This is a genomic window from Paenibacillus borealis (genome assembly GCF_000758665.1).
GTDB classification, from domain to species: Bacteria; Bacillota; Bacilli; order Paenibacillales; family Paenibacillaceae; genus Paenibacillus_AQ; species Paenibacillus_AQ borealis.
Window position 1 is genome coordinate 812605 of the sequence record NZ_CP009285.1, and the last position, 20021, is coordinate 832625.

Annotated in this window: 19 protein-coding genes and 3 pseudogenes; 13 read left to right on the forward strand and 9 right to left on the reverse strand. The window is 45.9% G+C overall.

The genetic code is table 11. From position 1 onward, the window contains the following. Window positions 1-66: 66 nt before the first annotated feature. On the reverse strand, window positions 67-1365 hold the full coding sequence (locus tag PBOR_RS03545) for an MFS transporter (protein ID WP_042210500.1): 1299 nt from the start codon (window positions 1363-1365) through the stop codon (window positions 67-69). Window positions 1366-1673: 308 nt separating this feature from the next. On the opposite strand from PBOR_RS03545, the gene PBOR_RS03550 reads away from it, so the two are divergent. Then, complete coding sequence (locus PBOR_RS03550; protein WP_042210501.1) at window positions 1674-2663, forward strand: tRNA dihydrouridine synthase; 990 nt, start codon at window positions 1674-1676, stop codon at window positions 2661-2663. Between the two features lie 284 nt (window positions 2664-2947). Here the strand turns inward: PBOR_RS03550 and PBOR_RS03555 are convergent, their stop codons facing one another. The 6 genes and pseudogenes from PBOR_RS03555 to PBOR_RS03575 form a co-directional block, all read right to left on the reverse strand. After that, on the reverse strand, window positions 2948-3526 hold the full coding sequence (locus tag PBOR_RS03555; RefSeq protein WP_042210502.1) for a TMEM175 family protein: 579 nt from the start codon (window positions 3524-3526) through the stop codon (window positions 2948-2950). 268 nt (window positions 3527-3794) lie between these two features. Further along, window positions 3795-4508 carry a 2OG-Fe(II) oxygenase gene (locus PBOR_RS03560; protein ID WP_042210503.1) on the reverse strand — a complete coding sequence of 238 codons (714 nt, stop codon included), beginning with the start codon at window positions 4506-4508 and terminating at the stop codon, window positions 3795-3797. After that, complete coding sequence (locus tag PBOR_RS37520; protein WP_081972320.1) at window positions 4501-5046, reverse strand: methylated-DNA--[protein]-cysteine S-methyltransferase; 546 nt, start codon at window positions 5044-5046, stop codon at window positions 4501-4503. Before PBOR_RS37520 ends, PBOR_RS03560 begins: the two co-directional genes overlap by 8 nt. Before the next feature lie 9 nt (window positions 5047-5055). Continuing rightward, window positions 5056-5667, reverse strand: a pseudogene (locus tag PBOR_RS37525) (bifunctional transcriptional activator/DNA repair enzyme AdaA); the annotation flags it as partial. 109 nt (window positions 5668-5776) lie between these two features. Beyond that, a pseudogene (locus PBOR_RS34840) lies at window positions 5777-6344 on the reverse strand (DNA alkylation repair protein). A 4-nt stretch (window positions 6345-6348) separates the two neighbouring features. Beyond that, window positions 6349-6819: a hypothetical protein gene (locus PBOR_RS03575; protein ID WP_042210504.1), complete on the reverse strand. Its 471-nt coding sequence runs from the start codon at window positions 6817-6819 to the stop codon at window positions 6349-6351. A gap of 195 nt (window positions 6820-7014) precedes the next feature. On the opposite strand from PBOR_RS03575, the pseudogene PBOR_RS36585 reads away from it, so the two are divergent. From PBOR_RS36585 to PBOR_RS03625, 12 genes and pseudogenes are all read left to right on the forward strand, one after another. Then, window positions 7015-7191, forward strand: a pseudogene (locus tag PBOR_RS36585) (tRNA-dihydrouridine synthase); the annotation flags it as partial. Between the two features lie 187 nt (window positions 7192-7378). After that, complete coding sequence (locus tag PBOR_RS03580) at window positions 7379-7609, forward strand: AbrB/MazE/SpoVT family DNA-binding domain-containing protein (RefSeq protein ID WP_042210505.1); 231 nt, start codon at window positions 7379-7381, stop codon at window positions 7607-7609. Then, window positions 7603-7944 (forward strand): endoribonuclease MazF, encoded by a 342-nt coding sequence (gene mazF / locus PBOR_RS03585; RefSeq protein ID WP_042210506.1) that lies wholly within the window; start codon window positions 7603-7605, stop codon window positions 7942-7944. Before PBOR_RS03580 ends, mazF begins: the two co-directional genes overlap by 7 nt. Window positions 7945-8054: 110 nt before the next feature. Continuing rightward, complete coding sequence (locus PBOR_RS03590; protein ID WP_042210507.1) at window positions 8055-8624, forward strand: SF0329 family protein; 570 nt, start codon at window positions 8055-8057, stop codon at window positions 8622-8624. Between the two features lie 4 nt (window positions 8625-8628). Beyond that, window positions 8629-9591, forward strand: a complete 963-nt coding sequence (locus PBOR_RS03595; protein ID WP_042210508.1) for a helix-turn-helix transcriptional regulator — start codon at window positions 8629-8631, stop codon at window positions 9589-9591. Between the two features lie 83 nt (window positions 9592-9674). Beyond that, on the forward strand, window positions 9675-10208 hold the full coding sequence (locus PBOR_RS03600; protein ID WP_042210509.1) for a VOC family protein: 534 nt from the start codon (window positions 9675-9677) through the stop codon (window positions 10206-10208). 293 nt (window positions 10209-10501) lie between these two features. Continuing rightward, the gene (locus PBOR_RS03605; protein WP_042210510.1) at window positions 10502-11524 is read left to right on the forward strand and encodes a carbohydrate-binding protein; all 1023 of its coding nucleotides are present in this window, start codon (window positions 10502-10504) and stop codon (window positions 11522-11524) included. Between the two features lie 151 nt (window positions 11525-11675). Beyond that, window positions 11676-12293 (forward strand): type 1 glutamine amidotransferase family protein, encoded by a 618-nt coding sequence (locus tag PBOR_RS03610; RefSeq protein WP_042210511.1) that lies wholly within the window; start codon window positions 11676-11678, stop codon window positions 12291-12293. 301 nt (window positions 12294-12594) lie between these two features. After that, window positions 12595-13470, forward strand: a complete 876-nt coding sequence (locus tag PBOR_RS03615; protein WP_042210512.1) for a copper amine oxidase N-terminal domain-containing protein — start codon at window positions 12595-12597, stop codon at window positions 13468-13470. 692 nt (window positions 13471-14162) lie between these two features. Further along, entirely contained in the window at window positions 14163-15449 is a 1287-nt protein-coding gene (locus PBOR_RS34845) for a limonene hydroxylase (RefSeq protein ID WP_245648021.1), read from the forward strand. Beyond that, on the forward strand, window positions 15446-15634 hold the full coding sequence (locus PBOR_RS37915; RefSeq protein ID WP_245648023.1) for a hypothetical protein: 189 nt from the start codon (window positions 15446-15448) through the stop codon (window positions 15632-15634). Before PBOR_RS34845 ends, PBOR_RS37915 begins: the two co-directional genes overlap by 4 nt. A gap of 41 nt (window positions 15635-15675) precedes the next feature. After that, on the forward strand, window positions 15676-16902 hold the full coding sequence (locus tag PBOR_RS03625; protein WP_042210513.1) for an RtcB family protein: 1227 nt from the start codon (window positions 15676-15678) through the stop codon (window positions 16900-16902). Between the two features lie 92 nt (window positions 16903-16994). Here PBOR_RS03625 and PBOR_RS03630 read toward each other — a convergent pair whose 3' ends face one another. Further along, on the reverse strand, window positions 16995-18254 hold the full coding sequence (locus tag PBOR_RS03630; RefSeq protein ID WP_042210514.1) for a hypothetical protein: 1260 nt from the start codon (window positions 18252-18254) through the stop codon (window positions 16995-16997). Next, the gene (locus PBOR_RS03635) at window positions 18251-19795 is read right to left on the reverse strand and encodes a hypothetical protein (protein WP_042210515.1); all 1545 of its coding nucleotides are present in this window, start codon (window positions 19793-19795) and stop codon (window positions 18251-18253) included. Before PBOR_RS03635 ends, PBOR_RS03630 begins: the two co-directional genes overlap by 4 nt. Window positions 19796-20021: the final 226 nt, after the last annotated feature.

Sequence of the window (20021 nt, forward strand, 5' to 3'; positions counted from 1 at the left end):
CGAAATTGAAAAGCACAGGGCAGCTCTACGGCTGCCCTGTGCTAATTGCAGTTGGGGGAGAAGAAGCTATTCCTCCAACCTCCAGATATGTTTGTCCGCCCGGAACGGCAGACAAGATAATGCACCGGTAATTCCGATGGCCAGGAATAGCAAAGCTGCTCCGGAGCCTTTGCCTGTTCCGACCAGTGAGACCCACAGGCTGCCTAGCGGCTGCCCTGCCATAAAGGGTTCAAACACCCTGTCTACCAATATACCGCCGCACAGATATCCCAATGGAATGGTGAAAAACTGTAAGGTATTCCTTGCCGAATAGACACGCCCCTGCATCTCAATAGGAATTGTGGAGCGGAACAGCACATCCATATTAGCGTTCATAACAGGAATGAATATCCATCCGAGGATTGCACCCAAACACCATATAGGCGTGCTTCTGCCAAAGGCAAGGAAGAAATTCTCGGTGCTCATGGAGAAAAGCAGGCAATTACAAATGACCCGGACCCGGCTTCTGGGCGGCGGCAATATAGCAACCGAAATGCTTCCAAGCATCATGGCTATCCCTGTAACAGCGTTGACCATACCCAGCGCCAGCTCTCCGCCACCCGCCCGTGAGAGCATCATTGCGGGCAGGGCAGCATTGAAGATGGAGGCGGTGAAATTGATCACGGCCAAAAAAAGGATCAAATCCAGAATTCCCCGGTTATCCCTGAGATACCGCAGGCCGCTTGAAGCCGATTGCAATAGGGTCTCGCTATCGGTGTTGCTCCGCTTGGGAACTTGCGGGATATGGACACAGCACAGCAATGCCATGAATGCTGTGGCAAAGGTAATCAAATCAAACAGGATCACAACCCGGATACTGGTAAAGGAAAGTATTGAAGTGGCGAGTATAGGCGTCAATATGGTAACCAGCGAATTAGAAAAGGAACGCATTCCGCTGACCTTCTGGTAATGTTGCTGCGGAGCCAGCAGGCTAATGGCTACATCCGACGCCGGCTGCTGTACAGTGTTCATTACGCCAGTTAAGGTATTGATCAGATACAGATGCCAGATCTGGAGTTTACCCATTGTCATCAGTATAAGGACCGTAAAGGTACAAAGTGCCGCAAAGCTGTCACTGATCAGCATCGTAGCCTTCTTGTTCCACCGGTCGCTCAGTGCACCTGCGAAGATACTGAGCAGGACATAAGGTGCGTAGGAACAGATAACCAACAGAGCGCTGGTCAGAGCCGATCCATGCTGCTGATAAGACCAGATCACCAGGGCAAAGGCGGTCATTGCACTGCCCAGTGCCGAGAAGGACTGTGTAATCCATAAAATCAGGAAAGTACGAAGCTCCCTGAGGTTCATTTTGAATGTTGTTATCATGACTCTGCTCCTCTTTCAATGAATTCTTAACGATTCAATGAAAGTGCAAAGCCGATCGGACGAACTTAATCCGCTCCGTGCAGTTTCGTCCGGTTCAGACTTTGCACGGAGCGTTGTCACTGCATATTCTCATATTCATTCTCCTTCTTAATCGCTTGAAGTTACATTCACCTGGAAAGTGAATTCTGCTTTATTTTACCATATGCGAGCCGTTCCGTCTTATATGAATTTATTGGGTAAGTATGTTTGTCCCGGGATTATGATATAATTTGCTTTATTATCTTGTTATTTATAGAGAGGTTTTTAATATGATGAATAATTTCTGGCGTGAACTACCACGCCCTTTTTTCATACTGGCACCCATGGAGGATGTGACGGATGTCGTGTTTCGCCATGTCGTAAGCAGAGCGGGCAGACCGGATGTGTTCTTCACGGAGTTTGCGAATTCAGAGAGCTATTGTCACCCGGAGGGGCACCATGCTGTGCGCGGGCGTCTGACTTATACAGAGGATGAACAGCCGATTGTCGCTCATATCTGGGGCGATAAGCCGGAATACTTCCGCCAGATGAGCATCGGCATGGCCGAGGAAGGCTTCAAGGGCATCGATATTAACATGGGTTGTCCTGTAGCCAATGTAGCAGAGAACGGGAAGGGAAGCGGCCTGATTTGCCGTCCCGAGCTCGCAGCGGAGATTATCCAGGCGGCCAAAGCCGGGGGATTGCCCGTCAGTGTCAAGACAAGACTCGGGTTCACTGACCTGGGTGAATGGCGCGGCTGGTTAACCCATATCCTGCAGCAGGACATTGTGAATCTGTCGATTCATCTGCGTACCCGGCAGGAAATGAGCAAGGTGGATGCCCACTGGGAGCTGATTCCGGAGATCAAGAAGCTCCGTGACGAGATCGCACCGCATACCCTGCTGACCATCAACGGTGATATCCCCGACCGTCAGACGGGCCTGAGGCTCGCTGAAGAGTACGGTGTGGACGGGATTATGATCGGGCGCGGGATTTTTCAGAATCCGTTTGCGTTCGAGCAGGAGCCGAAGGAACACAGCAGCGCGGAACTGCTTGATCTGCTGCGGCTGCATCTGGATCTCTATGATGAGTATTCGGGCCAGAAGCCACGTTCGTTCAGCCCGCTGCAACGCTTCTTCAAGATTTATGTCCGCGGCTTCCGCGGGGCAAGTGAGCTTAGAAATAACTTAATGAACACCAAGTCTACCCGTGAAGTGCGCGCGCTGCTCGATGAGTTTGGAAGCAGAGAGCAGGACGGGGCGGACGAGCTTGGGAATTAGGCGGCCAGGATTCTAGAAATCCGTGTGGAAAATAGAATAGACGTAAAAAGTGTGAGGATCGGCTGAATGGGGAGGGGGCTAAACCGGACGCTGTCCAAAAGTAAATTGGCGAAGCGATAGGTTACTGCCTAAATTAATGGGATAAATTGATTCTGTTTCTGGAGGATGGCCGAATTAAACTGGACAACAACCCTCCTTTTTAATTCACATTCTGTTATCAAAAATCAGCCTCTTCTGATGCGGATTCGATTGCTTCTTAAACGTGAGAACTTTTCATTGTCCAGTTATTTAATTTCCAATGCAGATTCGATACGTTTATCTGGAATAAACCAAATGGCGGTTACAATAACATAAAATAAAAAAGATAATGCAATATTAATATAGGCAAAAACAGCAGCAAGAAAGTACAGTATAGGAGTGATTTTATTTTTAAATCCATTATCAATAATTTTAGCAAGTGGGAATTCTTTGTGATGCTGACCCAAAATAGCATGTTGCAATAACAAATAGGAAGTAGCCGCCAACAAATGAATAATAAAGTAAATTGCAGTTGGTGTGGGATCAAATTGATTTTCTCCCATCCATGCGGTTGTAAATGGTATTAGAGAAACCCAAAAAAGGAGTAATAAATTTAACCACATGATTTTTCCATTCATATACTTAATTAAGTGTAACAAGTGATGGTGATTATTCCAGTAAATTCCGATATAAATGAAGCTCAGCATATAGCTTATAATTTTCGGTACGAGCGGTAGTAGAACATGCCCTTCATTGCCTTCAGGGGTTTTGAATTCAAGTACCATAATCGTAATAATGATTGCCAAAACACCATCGCTAAATGCCTCCATTCGATTCGCTTTCATTGCATTCTCCGATCTTTGTATATTAATGTAATAAGGTGGTTATATTTAGTGAAAAAGTATTGTACTCAAGAGGCAAATATGGGTCATTACTTGATGAATTAAAAATGATAACCAGCTCCTTTTTCTTGAATTTATACTATTTTTCACTCACTGCTTAGCATATTTTCAATAAAACAATATGATTTGCAGGATGCTTTGAAATATTACTAATCTTACTGTTAGCAAGGAAATTCAGACTAATTACAGACAGTGAATTGTGGGTTTTCAACTATTTTGCGTCATGGAAAATAATTCCCATGCTATATCTGTTGCCGGAGTGAATGGTGCCAACACCATGTCTAAGCGTTGTCCGATAATACCCACGATTGCCTTGAACCGGACGATATTGAGTTGGAAAGATAAGCCCTTCTCCTTGATTCAAAGCAATTACATGGCCTCTACTTTGAGCACGTGGTTTTTGCTCAACAAGCAAAAATTCACCGCCTGTATAATCCTTTTCTCGCTGATTCAGTGTAAAAACGACTTGGAAAGGGAAATATATTTCCCCATAAAGATCCTGATGTAAGCAATTATAGCCACCTGAATTATATTTCAGAATTAATGGCGTGGAACGATTTTGACCTACTTGATGGCATTGAAGTAAAAAGTCAGATAATGATTCAGGATATCTGGATGCTTGACCCGATTTTTCTAACCACCGATTGGCCGCTTTGGCAAGCTCCGGATACAATTGTTCACGCATTTGTTGAAGCGCGGCCGGAAGAGGAGCATTGAAATATTTATACTCCCCGATCCCGTATCCATAGCGTTTCATGTCGATTGTGCTACGATAAAGTTCATCATCGTCGTAACCCTCTATAAGCGATGAACATACATCTGAATCAATTAAACGAGGCAACCTTGCATAACCATGCTCATCAAGGAACTGATGCACTGCTTGCCAGTCCACATTGGTCAATGATATGTCAGATTGCTCAGACATTCATGCCACTCCCTTCTTTGTTAAAGCCGCTTTGTTCCAATTCAAGTAATTTCGTTTTCATGTCTCTTCCGCCCCGATAACCGCTAAGTTCTCCATTTTTACCAATTACACGATGGCATGGAATTGTAATAAGAACGGGATTATCCGCTATTGCTGTACCGACTGCCCGCACCGCCGATGGTTTATTTATGAGTGTTGCGATATCAGAGTAAGAACGTATCTCCCCGTATGGAATTTGGTTAAGTGCGCTCCATACCGCCTCCTGAAATGGGGTGCCTTTTACGACAATTGGAAAACTGAAAGATTTGCGTGTTCCCTGAAGATACTGTGCAATTTCATTTGAATAGAGCAGTAAGCCTTCATCATCCTGGACTAGCGTTTTATTTGGATAATGAACCGTTGCCCATTTCACCAGTTCTTCATAGGGATGATTGTTCGAACCTACAAAACAAAGCCCTTCATCAGTAACAGCGATATGCAAATTCCATTCCCCTTGTGTAAGCAGTGTCCAATTAATGGATTGATTGTCATTTGACATTTTCACAGTCTCCTTTGTATTATGTTTGTGCCAATGGCGAAAGTCTTCCGGTGTAGTTCCAATAATTTTTTTGAATAACGTAATAAAATAAGGAGGATTAACCAATCCCACACTTTCCCCAACTTCTGAGATTGGTTTTTCCGTTTTAATCAAGATTTGCTTGGCGTAATTAATTCGTAAATTCTGAATATACACAGATGGAGTTACTCCTACAACCTTCTTAAATGTTCGCTGCAGATGATAAGGCGTACCATGACAAATTTCCGCGAGATGCTCCAGATTTAAGTTCTTATTATAATTTTGATTGATGTAGTCCGTCACCGTTGCGATCCATTCTTCATTCGGCAATCGCGTTCCGGTAGGTTTACATCGTTTACAAGGACGAAATTGCGTTAATGCTTGATCGGCAGATTTGTAGGTGCCAACATGCTCTCTTTTTGGAGGTCTGGATTTGCATGAAGGATAACAAAAAATCCCCGTTGATCTGACAGCGTAAAAAAATTTACCGTTGTAAGACGCGTCGTTGTTGATAATGGCTTGCCATTGCTCGTCTGTCACCGTGTCAGGTTCTTTCGGTTTTTCCCTATGCCGCAGTATAGGAATATCATGTTCTACATTCATCTGATTGCGATTGGTCATGTTTTTTTCACCTCCGTGTTAAGTATATCCCGTAAAAAAGACTTTGTGCTTTTTGGGGAATATAAGAGCAAGATTACGAAAGTCACCTTTCTTAGCGCTTCATGTTTCGAATCATTAATTTAGTATTTTTGTCTACGCGGTAGGATTCCGTTATTTTCTGCAATGCTTTATTGTAGGTTATATCATCCAGTTCATTTTGATTCAAAAATGCCAATGTGGGTTCTGGAAATTTTACAAAAGCAATTGAAATAGCCCAAGCTGCTGCCATATTCTTTATCAGTTCTGAAGTAAGGCATTAGAAAATCCCATACGCGCTCCAGATTTGTGTGGGTAAACTTTAATCCGGCACAAAAGCTATCACAAACCGACCAATTGTCGATTTGTGGTATGAATTTGGCGATATAGTGCAGTAACTCCTCGACATCTGTATTTACATAACCTATAACCATCCCCTGTAGCATGAATTCCTCAAAAAACTGGTTTTCAGGGAGGTTAAGATAAGAGCGCCAATCGTCTTTCGCTATTTCTTTTGCCAGCTTTCGTAGCGGGGGGAGGCGGACACCAAGCATATTATTGATGTTTGGAATTAGTGCAGATGAAACTGGAGCGCTTGGGGTTTCGCTCTGCTCAAATATCTGTTCTCTTATTGACGTGACCACTACTTTACTGCTCCTTGTCGTTCGACTTCGGTGGCTTTACACTGCTGCGTTTGGTTTGGATATCTAGCTGTTTGATTTGTTCGTAGACGGCGTTTATCTCGTTGTCTATAGCAATGCAATCCACGCCTTCCTCTTTCAGTCCATCCATAATCTCAGCAACAGCCTTCGCAAACTTGGATTTATATTTTGCGTTGAGCTCCGTCCAGTTGATTCCTGTGAAGTAGGCGGCAACTGAACGATTTAACGTTAGTTTTTCTTGCAGCAGCAGCACAGCTATCATCGGATAACCGGCGTAGCCCTGCCAGTAGGAGGCGTTGTCATTGGAAGTATAAAATCCGTCCCGCCAAGTAACGGTATATTCTTTTGCTCGATTGGAGGACGCAACCTTTGCGGTACCCTCGCTTAGAACGACACGTTCATCTGCGATTGCGCTGTACGCCTCATGTATTTTTTCGATAGGTGGCCATTTATCCATCTTTGACTGCTCCTTCCTCACAAAAAGTGAGCTCTGATAATTGCAAGTATATACATGTTGATTGTAGTATGCTCTAATTTGAAGATATAAGAGCAACATAACAAAATCGACCGAAATGTTGTTGTTGTATGTACTAAATTGGAGATATAGAGCAATATAAAAAAATGGTTCTAGAGATAGTATGTAAACAATACGAAGCCGCGTTCGTTCAGCCCGCTGCAACGCTTCTTCAAAATCTATGTCCGCGGCTTCCGCGGAGCAAGTGAGTTAAGAAATAACTTAATGAACACCAAGTCTACCCGTGAAGTGCGCGCGCTGCTCGATGAGTTTGGAAGCAGAGAGCAGGACGGTGCGGACGAGCTTGGGAATTAGGCGGCCAGGATTCTAGAAATCCGTGTAGAAAATAGATATAGACGTAAAAAGTGTGAGGATCGGCTGAATGGGATGGGGTAAACCCGGAGCCAGCAAGCCGTTCCTCTGTTTTATATATCCTCGACATGATTTGACTTCTCAAATTACTTTGTTTACACTTTGTTTATACATTCTAGGAGGCGGTTCTATGTTTCAGGTTCAGAAATGGGGCAACAGCTTGGGCATTCGCATTCCTAAATCGCTTGCTCTAAAGGTCGGTATTGAGGAAGGCTCCGAAGTCGATCTTGATGTGGAAGATGGACATCTTATCATCAAGCCGAAGTCGGCCACACTGGACGAAATCCTGTCCCGGGTCACCCCGGAAAATCTCCATAATGAGGTCTCTACAGGCGGGCAGCAAGGACGGGAAATATGGTAACGGGCGGGTATGTACCGGATCGGGGTGACTTGATATGGCTGCAGTTCCACCCGCAAGCGGGGCATGAACAGGCAGGCAAACGCCCGGCCTTGGTCGTGTCTCCTGCTTCTTATAATGGTAAAGTCGGACTTTCCTTGCTCTGTCCGGTAGCTTCTAAACCAAAGGGCTACCCCTTTGAAGTAGTCATACCGCAGGATCTACCCATTGAAGGGGTTATCCTTGCGGATCAAGTAAAGAGTCTCGATTGGCAATCCAGACAGGCAGCGTTCATCTGTAAAGTACCACAGAGCATTCTTTCAGATGTCATTGCTAAGCTGGACATACTGATTCGCTGATTCAAGTAGCAAATAGAATAGACATGAGACTGAGGATCGGATGATGGGGAAGGGACGAGCCCGGAGCCAGCAAGCCGTTCCTCATTTTTGTATATGGAAGGTGGGAGTACATGTCCTGGAGCAAGTTGAAGCAGCAGCTGGAGGGCTTTCTCAGTCCTGCGCTAGCGGGTAGGGTAGAATACCGCGCACCAGGTTACCGTTATTTTCCTGATAAATCGGGAATCTGTTATATCTCGGTGGATAAGAAGAGCATACTCAATATGGGCGATAAATCGAACACGATCAGATGGTATCAGACAGAGCTGGAGATTAAGAATGATCCGGAACTCCTGATTCCTGTCAGCAAGGACGATATAGAGGCGGTCAGGCAAACCACCAAGGGACCCGTGCCGGAGGATCGCCTAATCGTAATGGCCAGAAGCAGAAAAAGTACGGAACACGCCAAAGAGCTTTTGGCCGCACAAGCTGCACTCGTTAAATCGAATTTCATCGTGGTTGCGAATAAGTTCCTGACTACTCCTATAGAGGAAAGCCTGGAGAGCAGTGATATGGTACTTAATATTCTTGCGCTGGTGGATCGAAGAGTCGGGAAAAAGCGGATTTTGGGTATGGCGGAGAAGGTGGAGTTGAAGCATCCGGTGGTACAGTATTTCTATGAGCTGCGGCGGGGGGTGTTGTGACTGTATGCCCAAAAACGATAATATGCTGGCTATCCTATGGATGCTGAACTCCGGCGGGAAAATCACTGCCAAACAAATGTCCGAGAAGTTAGAAATCAATATCCGCACAGTGTACCGGTATATAGATGCGCTATGTGCCAGCGGAGTGCCTATCATATCGGACGCGGGTCATAATGGCGGGTACAGCCTGCTGAATCATTTTATCCGGGCACCTCTGTTGTTTGATATGGAAGAAAAGAAGGCACTGCTTCATGCTGCTATGTTTGCAAAAGAAGCCGGATACCCAATGAGCGAAGCATTAGACAATGCGGCTGCAAAATTGAAAATGTATTCAAATCAGGAGCAGGAAAATACACTCAGCCGCCATTTAGCCGGATTTGAAGTTATAAACCGCCTGGGTCCTCCTTCTATTCAGCCGGTGCTTGCGGAATTGGAGCAGGCTGTGGCGAGTGGGTTCTCTGTAGAGATTAATTATCGTACAGGCCGTGAGGAGCACGCTAAGAATAGAGTGATAGACCCGTATGGAATTCTGTACTGGAACAACAAATGGTATACCGTTGGCTTTTGCCACCTGAAGAATGAGATCCGCAGCTTTCGGGCAGACCGGATTCTGACCATCAAGCGGACGCCAAGGAACTTTAAGCGTGACGAAGCTTTCTCAGCCCGTGAGTTCTTCATGCAGAATCTGCTGCCTGATCTAGCGGGCAAAGAAGGGTTAACTTCTGTAATTATTGGAGGCAGGGCAGAGGCACTGGATGATCTATGCATGCATTGGTTTCTGGGGCATCATCTGAAAGAGCGGACATCCTGTCAGGCCATCTTCGTACTTGAGGAACAATCCGTTCAGAGGTATGTCCCGCATCTCCTCCTATCCTATGGGAAATCCATTCAAGTTATTGAACCGCAGAGCCTGAAAGACAGACTTGTTGCTGTTGCGGCGGACTTAATGGAATATTATCAGCTTTAATAGCTTCACTGACAGCGGATGTCAGTGGAGCTATTTTATTATGGAGATAATCATGAGCTGATCAATTAAAGGAGGAGTAATACATGACTGCAAGCAAAGAAAATACAGGAGTAACGGGTCAATATACGAACAAGGGAACTCCTGACGGATTCACTGCAATCACCCCATTCATAGCGGTAAACCATCCTTCTGAGGCGATAGAGTTCTATACAACGGTATTCGGTGCAAAAGTCAACTATATTACGGAGTATCCCGGTGCCAACGGGGAAACCATCATTGCTCATGCGGAAATAGATTTCGGCAATGGCCGTCTGCAGCTGGGAGCCGCCAATCCGGCATATCATTTGGTCCTTCCGCCAGCAGACGGCAATGCATGTTATTCTCTGGGGATCTACGTAATGAATGTCGATCAGATTATGGACAATGCGGCAGCAAGAGGCGCAATAGTCAGGGAACCGGTGGCAAACTTTGTTTCCGGGGACCGGTTCGGAAGTATATTAGACCCGTTTGGCGTAAGATGGTCAGTGATGACCAGGATAGAGGATTTGTCCGACGAAGAAAGCAGCCGCAGAGTTGCGGAATGGGCGGAAGCTGCGCAGAAGAGAGGGAATGAGTAAGCTGGAAATGTGGAACGGAGACAGAAACGGTACCGCCTTTATGAAAGGACAGTACCGTTTCTTCTTATTTCTTGCATAAATTACTGATGTGTACAGCCACCGTTCTCGTCTCCTCCAGACTCTTCATTCCTCGGATGAGATGAAATAACGTATCTACAGTGACGACTTGATTGTTTGTTTGGCGTGAGCGGGGAGAGAAGTTGATGGAATTATTTTCACAAACGACAATACAATATACCTGTGGTTCGCCTAATGGGCGAAACCGGTAAATTAAATAAAGGAGGTTTAAGAGATTGATTAAAAAAGTTCCAGCCAGAGCCTTATCCCTTTTGGTAGTTGCAGCCATATTCCTATCCCTATTCTTCACAGCCTTACCGCAGGCAAACGCGGCCGCCAGAGGAGCATGGGCTCCCAATACGGCATATGCAGTAAATGATACAGTGACCTATAGTGGAGGTACTTATACCTGTCTTCAGGCACATACTTCCCTCACAGGCTGGGAGCCGCCTAATGTTCCTGCACTATGGAAGAGCGGAACAACAACAACACCGACCCCTACACCTACGCCAACCACACCCCCGGCAACAAACGGAGTCACATTCTATGCAGACATCAACTATGGCGGCAAGGCAGTAACCCTGGGAGTAGGCAATTATGTACTGTCCCAGCTGAATGCTGCCGGAATTCCGAATGACTGGATGTCTTCGCTCAAGGTTCCTGGCGGCTGGACGGTTGAAGTCTATGAGAATGATAACTTTGGCGGAGCCAAATGGACCTATACCTCAGATTCCTCCTGGGTTGGCGACAGTGTCAATGACAAGATGACCTCGGTTAAGATCTATACGGGTTCGCAGCCTCCTTCGGTAACCAAACCTGCCGAGGTTCCAAGCCAAATCTGGACCTATGTCGTGAATGCAGACAATGCTTATGGCAAGGGTGGAGATTTCGCACTGCTGCTGAGTGCGGTGATTAAGAAGGAGAGCAGCTTCGGAGCAGGCCTGCCCGGCAGCCCATCCGCTGGTGACGGATTGATGCAGGTCGAACCGAACACCCGCAATGCCTATGCCTCACAATTCAGCGCCAAATTCGGCCGCGCGTATAATCACAGCAGTGAACAGGATCAGGTATACCTGGGCGCATTGATCCTGAATGAGAAGATTGTCAGATTCGGAAACATCTATAACGGATTGCTGCACTATAACGGAGGCGACAACTGGTATCCGGGCGCTACCGATTCCTATGGCCGTCCGATCCTGGCAGATCAGTATGCCGATGCCGTTTACGCTACATATAAGGGGTATGGGGGGAAGAACTAAGGGGTTATCTTCTATAAAAAGAAGGAGAAAGACGCTCGAGAGGACTTTCTGAGCGTCTTTGTTATATGTTCAGCTAAAATAGCTTCACTGACAGCAATTGTCAGTGAAGCTATTTTATAATACAGAAAAGGACTTGAAGGAGGACGTACAAATGAATAATAAGGTATATCTATATGTGTTCGACACCATGGCAGACTGGGAGATAGGGTATTTAACTGCCGAACTGAACTCGGGAAGATACTACAAGAAGGGTCAAGCCCCATCTGAAATAGTTACCGTAGCCAATGAAAAGGCGCTTGTCACTACAATGGGCGGACTGGCAATAATGCCCGACATCACGGTGGAGGAGTGCAGTATTACAAGCACAGATGCATTGATTCTGCCCGGTGGAGAGACATGGACCGAAGCCATTCACCAGCCCATCCTCGGGCTTGCTGAGAGATGCATACAGGAAGATATATTAGTGGCAGCGATTTGTGGGGCTACAATGGCGCTTGCCCAGGCTGGACTATTGAATTCACGCCCGCATACAAGCAATGATCTGGAGTACCTCAAAATGATCTGTCCCGCGTACACCGGCGAAGAGTTCTACCAGATGCAGTCTGCTGTAACGGATGGCAAATTGATCACTGCCTCTGGAATAGCCCCGCTAGAATTCACTGTGCATGTTCTGAAAGCCCTGGATGTATTGGCTTCAGACAGATTGAAGGCCTGGTATAGTCTCTATAAGACTCAGGAAGCTAAGTATTTCTATGAGTTGATGGGATAAGAGAAGTTAATGAAGATTGCCCTCTCTTTTAGCTGGTTCACGCATGCTCCATTAATCGGTTTATACCAATTTCAAGCTGCGAAAGTTGCGTAATATAATTAGAATCAATAATTCTCTATTCGATTCAAAGAAGGCAGCCTAGCACGTGAGGCTGCTTTTTGCATTCAAATCATAATTTTGAACAGAACGTACTATGGATTCATTTCAATAAATGGTGTACAAATATTGGATAGTTAAAAAGTGTTAGGAATGGGGAAGCGTGAGTATAGTTAAGGCGAACTTATTATGAGGAGGTTATATTATGATAAAAAAATGGACGATTTCTTTGCTTTCATCAGCACTTCTTTTGCTGCCTTTAACAACAGAGCCCAGTTATGCGGCAGAGGCACCAACATCTACTACCATTAACAATGGTCAAATAATCAACGGCCGGGTATTAGTCCCCTTACGTGCTGTCTCCGAAAATCTTGGTGCAAGTTTGCAATGGTTTCAAGCGGATAAAGTTGTTAAAATCAAAAATGGAAATTCAACCATATGGCTTGCCGCAAATTTCAAACGTGTAATTATTGAATCTGCTCCATCGAGTGAAACTCCAGACACACCATCCCGGGAATATGTTGATTTGGATACTGCCACGCAGGTCATCAAAGGAACAACGTATGTCCCTCTTCGTTTTGTTAGTCAGTCGTTAGGAGCAACTGTAGCGTGGGATCAACTGTCTAAACAAGCCACAGTAACGTTAGGCAACAAGGGACTCGTTGTCAATATGGAGACCCCGTCTAATCAAATTCCGGAAAAAAACAAAATTACTGACTCACGCTTGAAGCTACTATCGGATAAATTAAACCAAGCATCAAAGGTATCTTCAATTAAAATTGTAAATTCAACCTTTCAGCCGTATTTCACGGATAGGTTAATTAAGTCGATTGTCCAGAACAAAGGCTTAAACACAGCGGGGACTTATGAAGCGCCTGCCACTTCACCTATTTATACTAGCAAGAATTCTGCCACACTTACACAATCCGTAATACTGGCGAATGGTCTTACAGGAGAAGATCAATATGCAGAAGACCGGACGGTCACTCTTGTATTCACGAACGGTACTTGGAAGGTAGATAGCGTAAATAAGGGGTCTAGAGTTCTGATATCGGGGTTCTCTGATTTTCACCCTCAGTAATTTGTTTGAAAGCAATAAGTGCTGGAGTTGATGCGGCACCTGCAGTTGATAAAGTGAGGATACGTGTGATAGAGCCTCCATTTGGGACCAGTACCGATGCCACTTCGACCCCTAATTGAGTAGTTCCGGCAGTATCCGTATAGGATTTTATAGCGGGTATTTTATACGCTACACCTTCTCCGCTCCACATAACAGCGCCAGCGTAATATTCGGTACCTCGAGCACCAACGTAAATTTTAATTGTCTTAGGAGCGCCAGTATTATTAGTTAGCGTAACAGACAGGTTATCAAGGTTATGGATGAGTATACAGGGGCGGAGGGACTTGGGATTATACTGCCAGGATTGTAGAAATCCGTGTAGAAAATAGAATTGACGCAAAAGGGTGAGGATCGGATGAATGGTGAAGGGGAGAGCCCGAAGCCAACAAGCCTGTCCTCTGTTTTGTTATAAAAATTATATGCCCAGTTGTAATACTTTTGCCATGTTCGTGGCTCCCAAAATAAGCCAATATAGATATAGAAGCGGATATGATAATGCAGCCGCTTAAAATCATTGAGTTGTGCTATTGGTATTGACGGAAGTATAGGAAGAGGTGCTGTGAACGATGGTTATTTTTTTCGATAGAGCTAAACGGCCACTTTGGGAGGGGAGGTCCTCCATTTACTCCCATATTCAGGGACAAGGGGGAACTGTGGACGGATCGCTGCCGGATGACGAAGAATTCTGGTCCGGTGATAAAATCAGATGGGTAGCGGGTGGTTTGGATGGAGCATTCGGACATCATGCTGGACCTGCTAAGATGACGGATGAGGCAAAAGAGCTGGTTCACCTGCTGGCGAAGCAATCCAGAAGGCCTAAGAATTCAACAAGAAAGGCTCTGTATGCCAAGCTTGTGAAGACAGATGTAGGCGGCATGATTGATGAAGTTATAGATGAGGTACGCAAGCATCCCGGAGTACAGCCGGAGTCCGTATTCCTTGAGGCGAAATGGCTCGCGGAGCATGCGGCGCACCGGAATGCCGTCAAATTCGGAATTGCAGTGCTGGGGCTTTTTCAGAACGGGCAAGTCAAGGAGCTGCTTCTAACGCTGGGGAGCCACGAGGAATTTACGCTGTATGCCACGGTTGCGATTCATAATGGAATGGAAGACAGCAATCAGGTTCTATTTGAACTCGCTGGGCAGGTTCATGGCTGGGGCAAAATACATATCGTCGAGAGACTTGAGCCGGCTAGTCAGGAGATCAAAGATTGGCTGCTGCGGCAAGGGTGCCGCAACAACGTTATGAACGAATATTTAGCCTGTACTTGTGCAAGAAAGGGCGGTTTGCGGGAGGCACTGTCGGCTGATCGGGTAGATAGCGTCTTACTTGATGGGGCAACCGATATCATTGAAGCGCTATTGAATGGCGGGCCGGCTGAGGATATGGATGATTATGAGTATGCGCCGCAGGTGTTATTGGATTACGTGAGGCTCATCCGGGAGAATGGGACAACTGCACAGCATCTGTCAGTAATATTTCGCATTCATGACTTCCTGGCCGAGGATGAGGAGAAGTGGACTGCCCGGATGTCAGCAGGCTGGAGTGAACAATTAAGAAGTGATATCCGTGAGGCTTGCGGGTCGATTATGGCCGACACCAAGTGGTTCAATATTGTAATGGATGCCGTTAGCAGCAGCGATTCGCCTGACCGTTACTACGGGGTAGCTTGTGCTGAGAAGCTTGGCATGGATATTTGGGATACTCTGTACAATCAGCTTGCAGCTGACCCGCTACAGGATTTCTATTACTATCAGCTGATGAAATCGGATGACCGGGACCGGATTCACAGGTTTGTCCAATTCGCTATAGGGCACCTTCCCTTACAGCAGATCGCCACGGGTCCCGGAACTGAAATGGGATTCGGCGAAGAATATGCAGCAAGCTGGGGGCCATCTTGCAGAGCTTGGACCGGTTCGAGGGGAGAGGGGCGGAGTTGATCCTTACTGGCCTGAACAGTCCGGTGACCTCCAACCGGAACATGGCGATCATGGCACTGGAGGGCTGGAACGTTTCATCCTGGGGGGAGCAGCTGGTTCACGCTGTCGCTCATTTATTAGTAATCGAGCCTGAAGACCCGGTAAAGGAACGGCTGCACAAGCTCCGTGAGGCCAAGGGTTTGTAAGTATGGAAAGTACATTCATTATGTAGGAGTTGAGTGGTGGTATGGCTTATCAAAATATAGACGGCGTGCGGATCTGGGGTAACCCCGACAGCGGAGCGCTGGCTCAAGCAAAAATGTGTGCGGAAACAGGGAACGTCGTTCAAACCCTGCTCATGGCAGATCATCATAAAGGCTACAGCCAGCCGATCGGCGGGGTGGTTGTATACGATGGGCAGATCTCCCCGTCCGGCGTTGGTTACGATATTGCGTGCGGGAATAAAGCGGTGCGGACCAGCTTGACTGTTGAAGAGATCCGGCCCAAGCTGGCAAATATTATGGATGAGATTGCCCGGAGAATTTCCTTCGGAATAGGCCGTGTTAATAAGGAGAGGGTCGATCATGAGCTTTTTGACGATCCGGACTGGGCTGTTTACATGGCGGTAGGCAGACAGGAGCACGACAAGCTGAAAGCTCTGGCACAGAGTCAGCTAGGCACGGTCGGCAGCGGAAACCACTTCGTAGATTTGTTTGAAGAAGCCGGAACAGGCCGGGTGTGGATCGCCAATCATTTTGGAAGCAGAGGATTCGGGCATAAGACGGCGAGCGGCTTCCTTAACCTGGCTGCGGGCAGAGATTTTCTCGCTAACGCCCCCGGTGAAAAGATGGACCAACCGCCCGTACTGCTCAATCTGAGCAGTGAGCTTGGCGATATGTATTACCGAGCCATGAAGCTGGCCGGACGCTACGCCTATGCAGGCAGGGATTATGTGATCCGGCAAGTGTTAGCTATCCTGGGAACGGAAGCGGACCTCGAAGTGCATAACCATCATAACTATGCCTGGAAAGAAACACATGGCGGCAAAGAAGTTGTCGTCGTCCGCAAAGGGGCGACCCCATCGGCACCGGGTCAGGTTGGTTTTATTGGCGGCAGTATGGGTGATATATCCGTAATCGTAAAAGGGAAGGATAGAAAGGAAAGCGAAGATGCTTACTACAGCACCGTTCATGGAGCAGGTCGAATCATGAGCCGCACCCAGGCAGCAGGCAAAATGAACTGGAAAACCCGCACCCGCAGCGGCGGCCAAATCTCGACAGCGCAAATGCTGGGGGCTGTCCGGGATTTCGGTGTTGAGCTGCGCGGTGCAGGCACGGACGAGAGTCCTTTTGTGTACCGGAAGCTTCAAGAAGTACTGGATGCGCACGCCGAAACCATTGAGATCATGCATGTACTGAAACCAATTGGTGTGTGTATGGCTGGGGCGGATGAGTTCGATCCGTATAAGGATTGAGGCAGGGGAAGTGGGGATTAAGCTAAGACCAACATGACCTGCCATAATTTGTATTATTAGTTTGAGTAGATTCCAGACGGTTTTCAGTAAACTTATAGTTTCTTATATAATGCTTTCATTCCCTTCTCCACGTTCAAAAGCTCATGCTGAATACTGTACACATGAATTCCTGATTTCGTTAAGACTGCAATCAGTCTCTCAAAGGCACGTATAGCATCTTTTGGGATTTCTTGCTGAATGGAGGTTAACTCTTTACTCATATTACTCATAAATTGCAGCCGTTCTTGATGAATACCTTCCAAATTTGATATAGGAGCAGGGTTAAAGCTTTTTTGCAGAATATGCCGCCACTTTGTTCGCTTAACCGCTTCTTTCACATCCAATTGTCTTTTCATCACCACAGCTAAATCACGTAAACTGCTCTCCAATTGTTGATACTCTTTTTTGGCGAGAAATTTCTTTAGTTTGTCTGTCACTCGCGAACTTTGTTTCAAACCGACATAAGCGCCTGCCAGTGGCAGCACTATGACAAAAGCTCCTCCCGATACAAATATTGCATGTGCTGCAAAAGTGAAAGCGGCTTGTCCTGCAGCGGCTAATGATGCACGGCTCGTAGTGTCAATAACTACATTACGAGCCGCCACTTGTAGAGGCAGTTGCTCACGTACAACACGTCTTAAGTTATAAAAAGAACTCACGCCTGCTGAAATCCAGGGTAACTCCAGATCAAGGATATCCTCCGCATGGGTTAACGTCGATTTTGTTGCCTCCACTACGGATTCCCTCGTTACCCCGGCACTGAATACATTGGCGTGATCTGAGTAATGCACCGCCAATTCATCATTTACATAGACGGGAATATCCGGATAACGCTCCAGGTGTTCATCGACAATTGACTTATCACTGCCACACTTCACTTGGAACTCCTTCCCGTCAATAAGGAAATCCCAACCGGCCTGATTCGAAGCTTCCGGGAACTGGACATCATATCCTGCAGCTTCCAGTTTTTGAGCGATCATTTGTTCAGCCACATAACCTTGCAGTTGAGCCATATCTCCGGCAGCTAAACTTATATCAACTGTTCTGGCGAACTGGGACAGGGAGAATAGCGAATTCAGATCCTCACTGCGCGCAAAATCAATACCTGCAACAACTGTAGGATTGATCATAAGAAAGTCGTATAAGAATTCTCCTGCGCTAATTCCTGCAATCATATCCGTCCTGTCTGATGGATTTGGATTTCCGAATAATCCCGTGCCTTTTCTTTTTCTTTTGCCGGATACCGTGCATTTCATTGCCTGTTCGAATTCACCGTTCCGCCAATGCCCCCAAAATTGTTCGTTTTGAATCATACAATATCCCCTAAGCCGTATATTTCTTTTTGCAGCTTCCGCAATTCATCCTGTTGTTGACGAAGCATATGTTTTACTGCGGATAAATGTTTTTCAAAATTCTGTTTTTGTTCATTTAGCGCAGCCAACTCTTCCGTTGTGACTGTTCTCTCTCTCATAAGGGTCTCAGCCTCATCACACTCGTCTCTTAAATTATCAGGACGAATAGAAATCAATTCGATTGCTTGTTCTTTCTTTAGCTCCTGAAGCTGTTTCTTAAGGTTCTTAATGTCATTTTCAAGGGAAAGATTCGAGAACATTCCGCCAACCTTATCCATAAACGAATACGCCATTTTATTTCTTTTAACGGACTCTCGTTTAATTCGGATTTTCCCCTCCAGGCCGGATATGTTCACCTTCTTCTTCTTAAAAGAATCAGTCATCTCATGCTCGCTTACCAGATCCAAGGAACCGGCAAGCTGGTCCACCATATGTTGATAAGCCCGAATATTCGCCAGTAGCTGATTGTTGTGAAAACCTATGTTATCTTCAGTGATTTTCAAACTTTGGGATACACGGGAATATTCATTTTGATGTGTGGAGATTACCTCCAGCGTTCTTGTTTGCTTATCATAATGTGCATTCCATACTTTGATCAAAGAATCATAATCATACAGTGTGGAACTATCTAATAGAACCGGAAGAAGGAATTGAACAATCCCCATCTGCAATAACGTTTTTTTGACTTTTTTACTCTGGGTCAGCATCATTACTCCACTGGCTCCACCCATCAGAATAAATCCGAGCGGCCCGGTTAGAACAGATAATACAGAGGTTGCTGTCATATATACACCGAATGGCAAGGTTAACCCAATCAGACCGGCGGTCCCGGCAATCAGCGAAGTTAAGGTTGTATATGCTGCGAACCCGGCAACTTCGACGATAACGGTTAACAGAACAGCGCTGCCTTGTGTCATAATGACTCTTTTTATAGTAGAATTTGTTAGAGTATCAATATTTAATTTTTCTCTGATTTTCTCTTGCTGTTCGGTGGGCAGAGAATCAATAAACCGTTCCATCTGATCCGCGAAATCTTCCTGTTGATCAGCAGTTAGTTGCTTAAGCTCACCGCCAATGGAACCCAATATATTCTGCATCTGGTACAAAGCTAATTGATTCTCAATGGGCAGATTCATATTACGCGATACAAAGGTGCTATAGACCTTATCTTTCTTAAGTTGATCCGCATGTGCTTTCTGCAGAATTTCTTCACATTTATTCTCTATGTCATAAGAGGTATTGTAGTGAGATCCTGCTAATTCGAATTCTTTGGTCATATGCAAAAATAACTCTAACCGCAGCGTATCATCATCAATGTGTCGCAGCTTTGCAATCTCCTGTTCCAACTGTTGCTGTGAATGATCTACATCTTTATTAAAAAGATCTCTGGTCTTATTAGCCATCATTGTAAAAATTCCCGTTTCCATAACCAAAACATAAATTAAACGTAATTGATCCCCGCTTGAAGCCATTAACCCTTGGGCCAAGGATTTACCTGACATTCATAACCGCCCCCATGTCTGTATCGAATGATCTGCTATATGACTATATTACTCTACCTTTAGCACTAGTGGTTATACAAACATCTCAATCCAGGAAGGAAGAATGGTCTGAATGCCCAGCGTAATGCAGCGATATGTTGGAAGCTTATAAGGTATGTGCAGAGATGCTTGGTGGATATTTGGACACTCTCTACGCTCAGCTTGCCGCTAAACCGCTAGAGGATTA

What these genes read in the sequence shown, in the direction of transcription:
- PBOR_RS03555 (WP_042210502.1), bottom strand. Translation starts at nt 3,526, where the DNA reads ATGAAAGCGAATCGAATGGAGGCATTTAGCGATGGTGTTTTGGCAATC.
- PBOR_RS37520 (WP_081972320.1), bottom strand. Translation starts at nt 5,046, where the DNA reads ATGTCAAATGACAATCAATCCATTAATTGGACACTGCTTACACAAGGG.
- PBOR_RS03635 (WP_042210515.1), bottom strand. Translation starts at nt 19,795, where the DNA reads ATGTCAGGTAAATCCTTGGCCCAAGGGTTAATGGCTTCAAGCGGGGAT.
- PBOR_RS03625 (WP_042210513.1), top strand. Translation starts at nt 15,676, where the DNA reads ATGGCTTATCAAAATATAGACGGCGTGCGGATCTGGGGTAACCCCGAC.
- PBOR_RS03545 (WP_042210500.1), bottom strand. Translation starts at nt 1,365, where the DNA reads ATGATAACAACATTCAAAATGAACCTCAGGGAGCTTCGTACTTTCCTG.
- PBOR_RS03630 (WP_042210514.1), bottom strand. Translation starts at nt 18,254, where the DNA reads ATGATTCAAAACGAACAATTTTGGGGGCATTGGCGGAACGGTGAATTC.
- PBOR_RS03600 (WP_042210509.1), top strand. Translation starts at nt 9,675, where the DNA reads ATGACTGCAAGCAAAGAAAATACAGGAGTAACGGGTCAATATACGAAC.
- PBOR_RS03550 (WP_042210501.1), top strand. Translation starts at nt 1,674, where the DNA reads ATGATGAATAATTTCTGGCGTGAACTACCACGCCCTTTTTTCATACTG.
- PBOR_RS03590 (WP_042210507.1), top strand. Translation starts at nt 8,055, where the DNA reads ATGTCCTGGAGCAAGTTGAAGCAGCAGCTGGAGGGCTTTCTCAGTCCT.
- PBOR_RS03610 (WP_042210511.1), top strand. Translation starts at nt 11,676, where the DNA reads ATGAATAATAAGGTATATCTATATGTGTTCGACACCATGGCAGACTGG.
- PBOR_RS03560 (WP_042210503.1), bottom strand. Translation starts at nt 4,508, where the DNA reads ATGTCTGAGCAATCTGACATATCATTGACCAATGTGGACTGGCAAGCA.
- mazF (WP_042210506.1), top strand. Translation starts at nt 7,603, where the DNA reads ATGGTAACGGGCGGGTATGTACCGGATCGGGGTGACTTGATATGGCTG.
- PBOR_RS03575 (WP_042210504.1), bottom strand. Translation starts at nt 6,819, where the DNA reads ATGGATAAATGGCCACCTATCGAAAAAATACATGAGGCGTACAGCGCA.
- PBOR_RS03595 (WP_042210508.1), top strand. Translation starts at nt 8,629, where the DNA reads ATGCCCAAAAACGATAATATGCTGGCTATCCTATGGATGCTGAACTCC.
- PBOR_RS03580 (WP_042210505.1), top strand. Translation starts at nt 7,379, where the DNA reads ATGTTTCAGGTTCAGAAATGGGGCAACAGCTTGGGCATTCGCATTCCT.
- PBOR_RS03615 (WP_042210512.1), top strand. Translation starts at nt 12,595, where the DNA reads ATGATAAAAAAATGGACGATTTCTTTGCTTTCATCAGCACTTCTTTTG.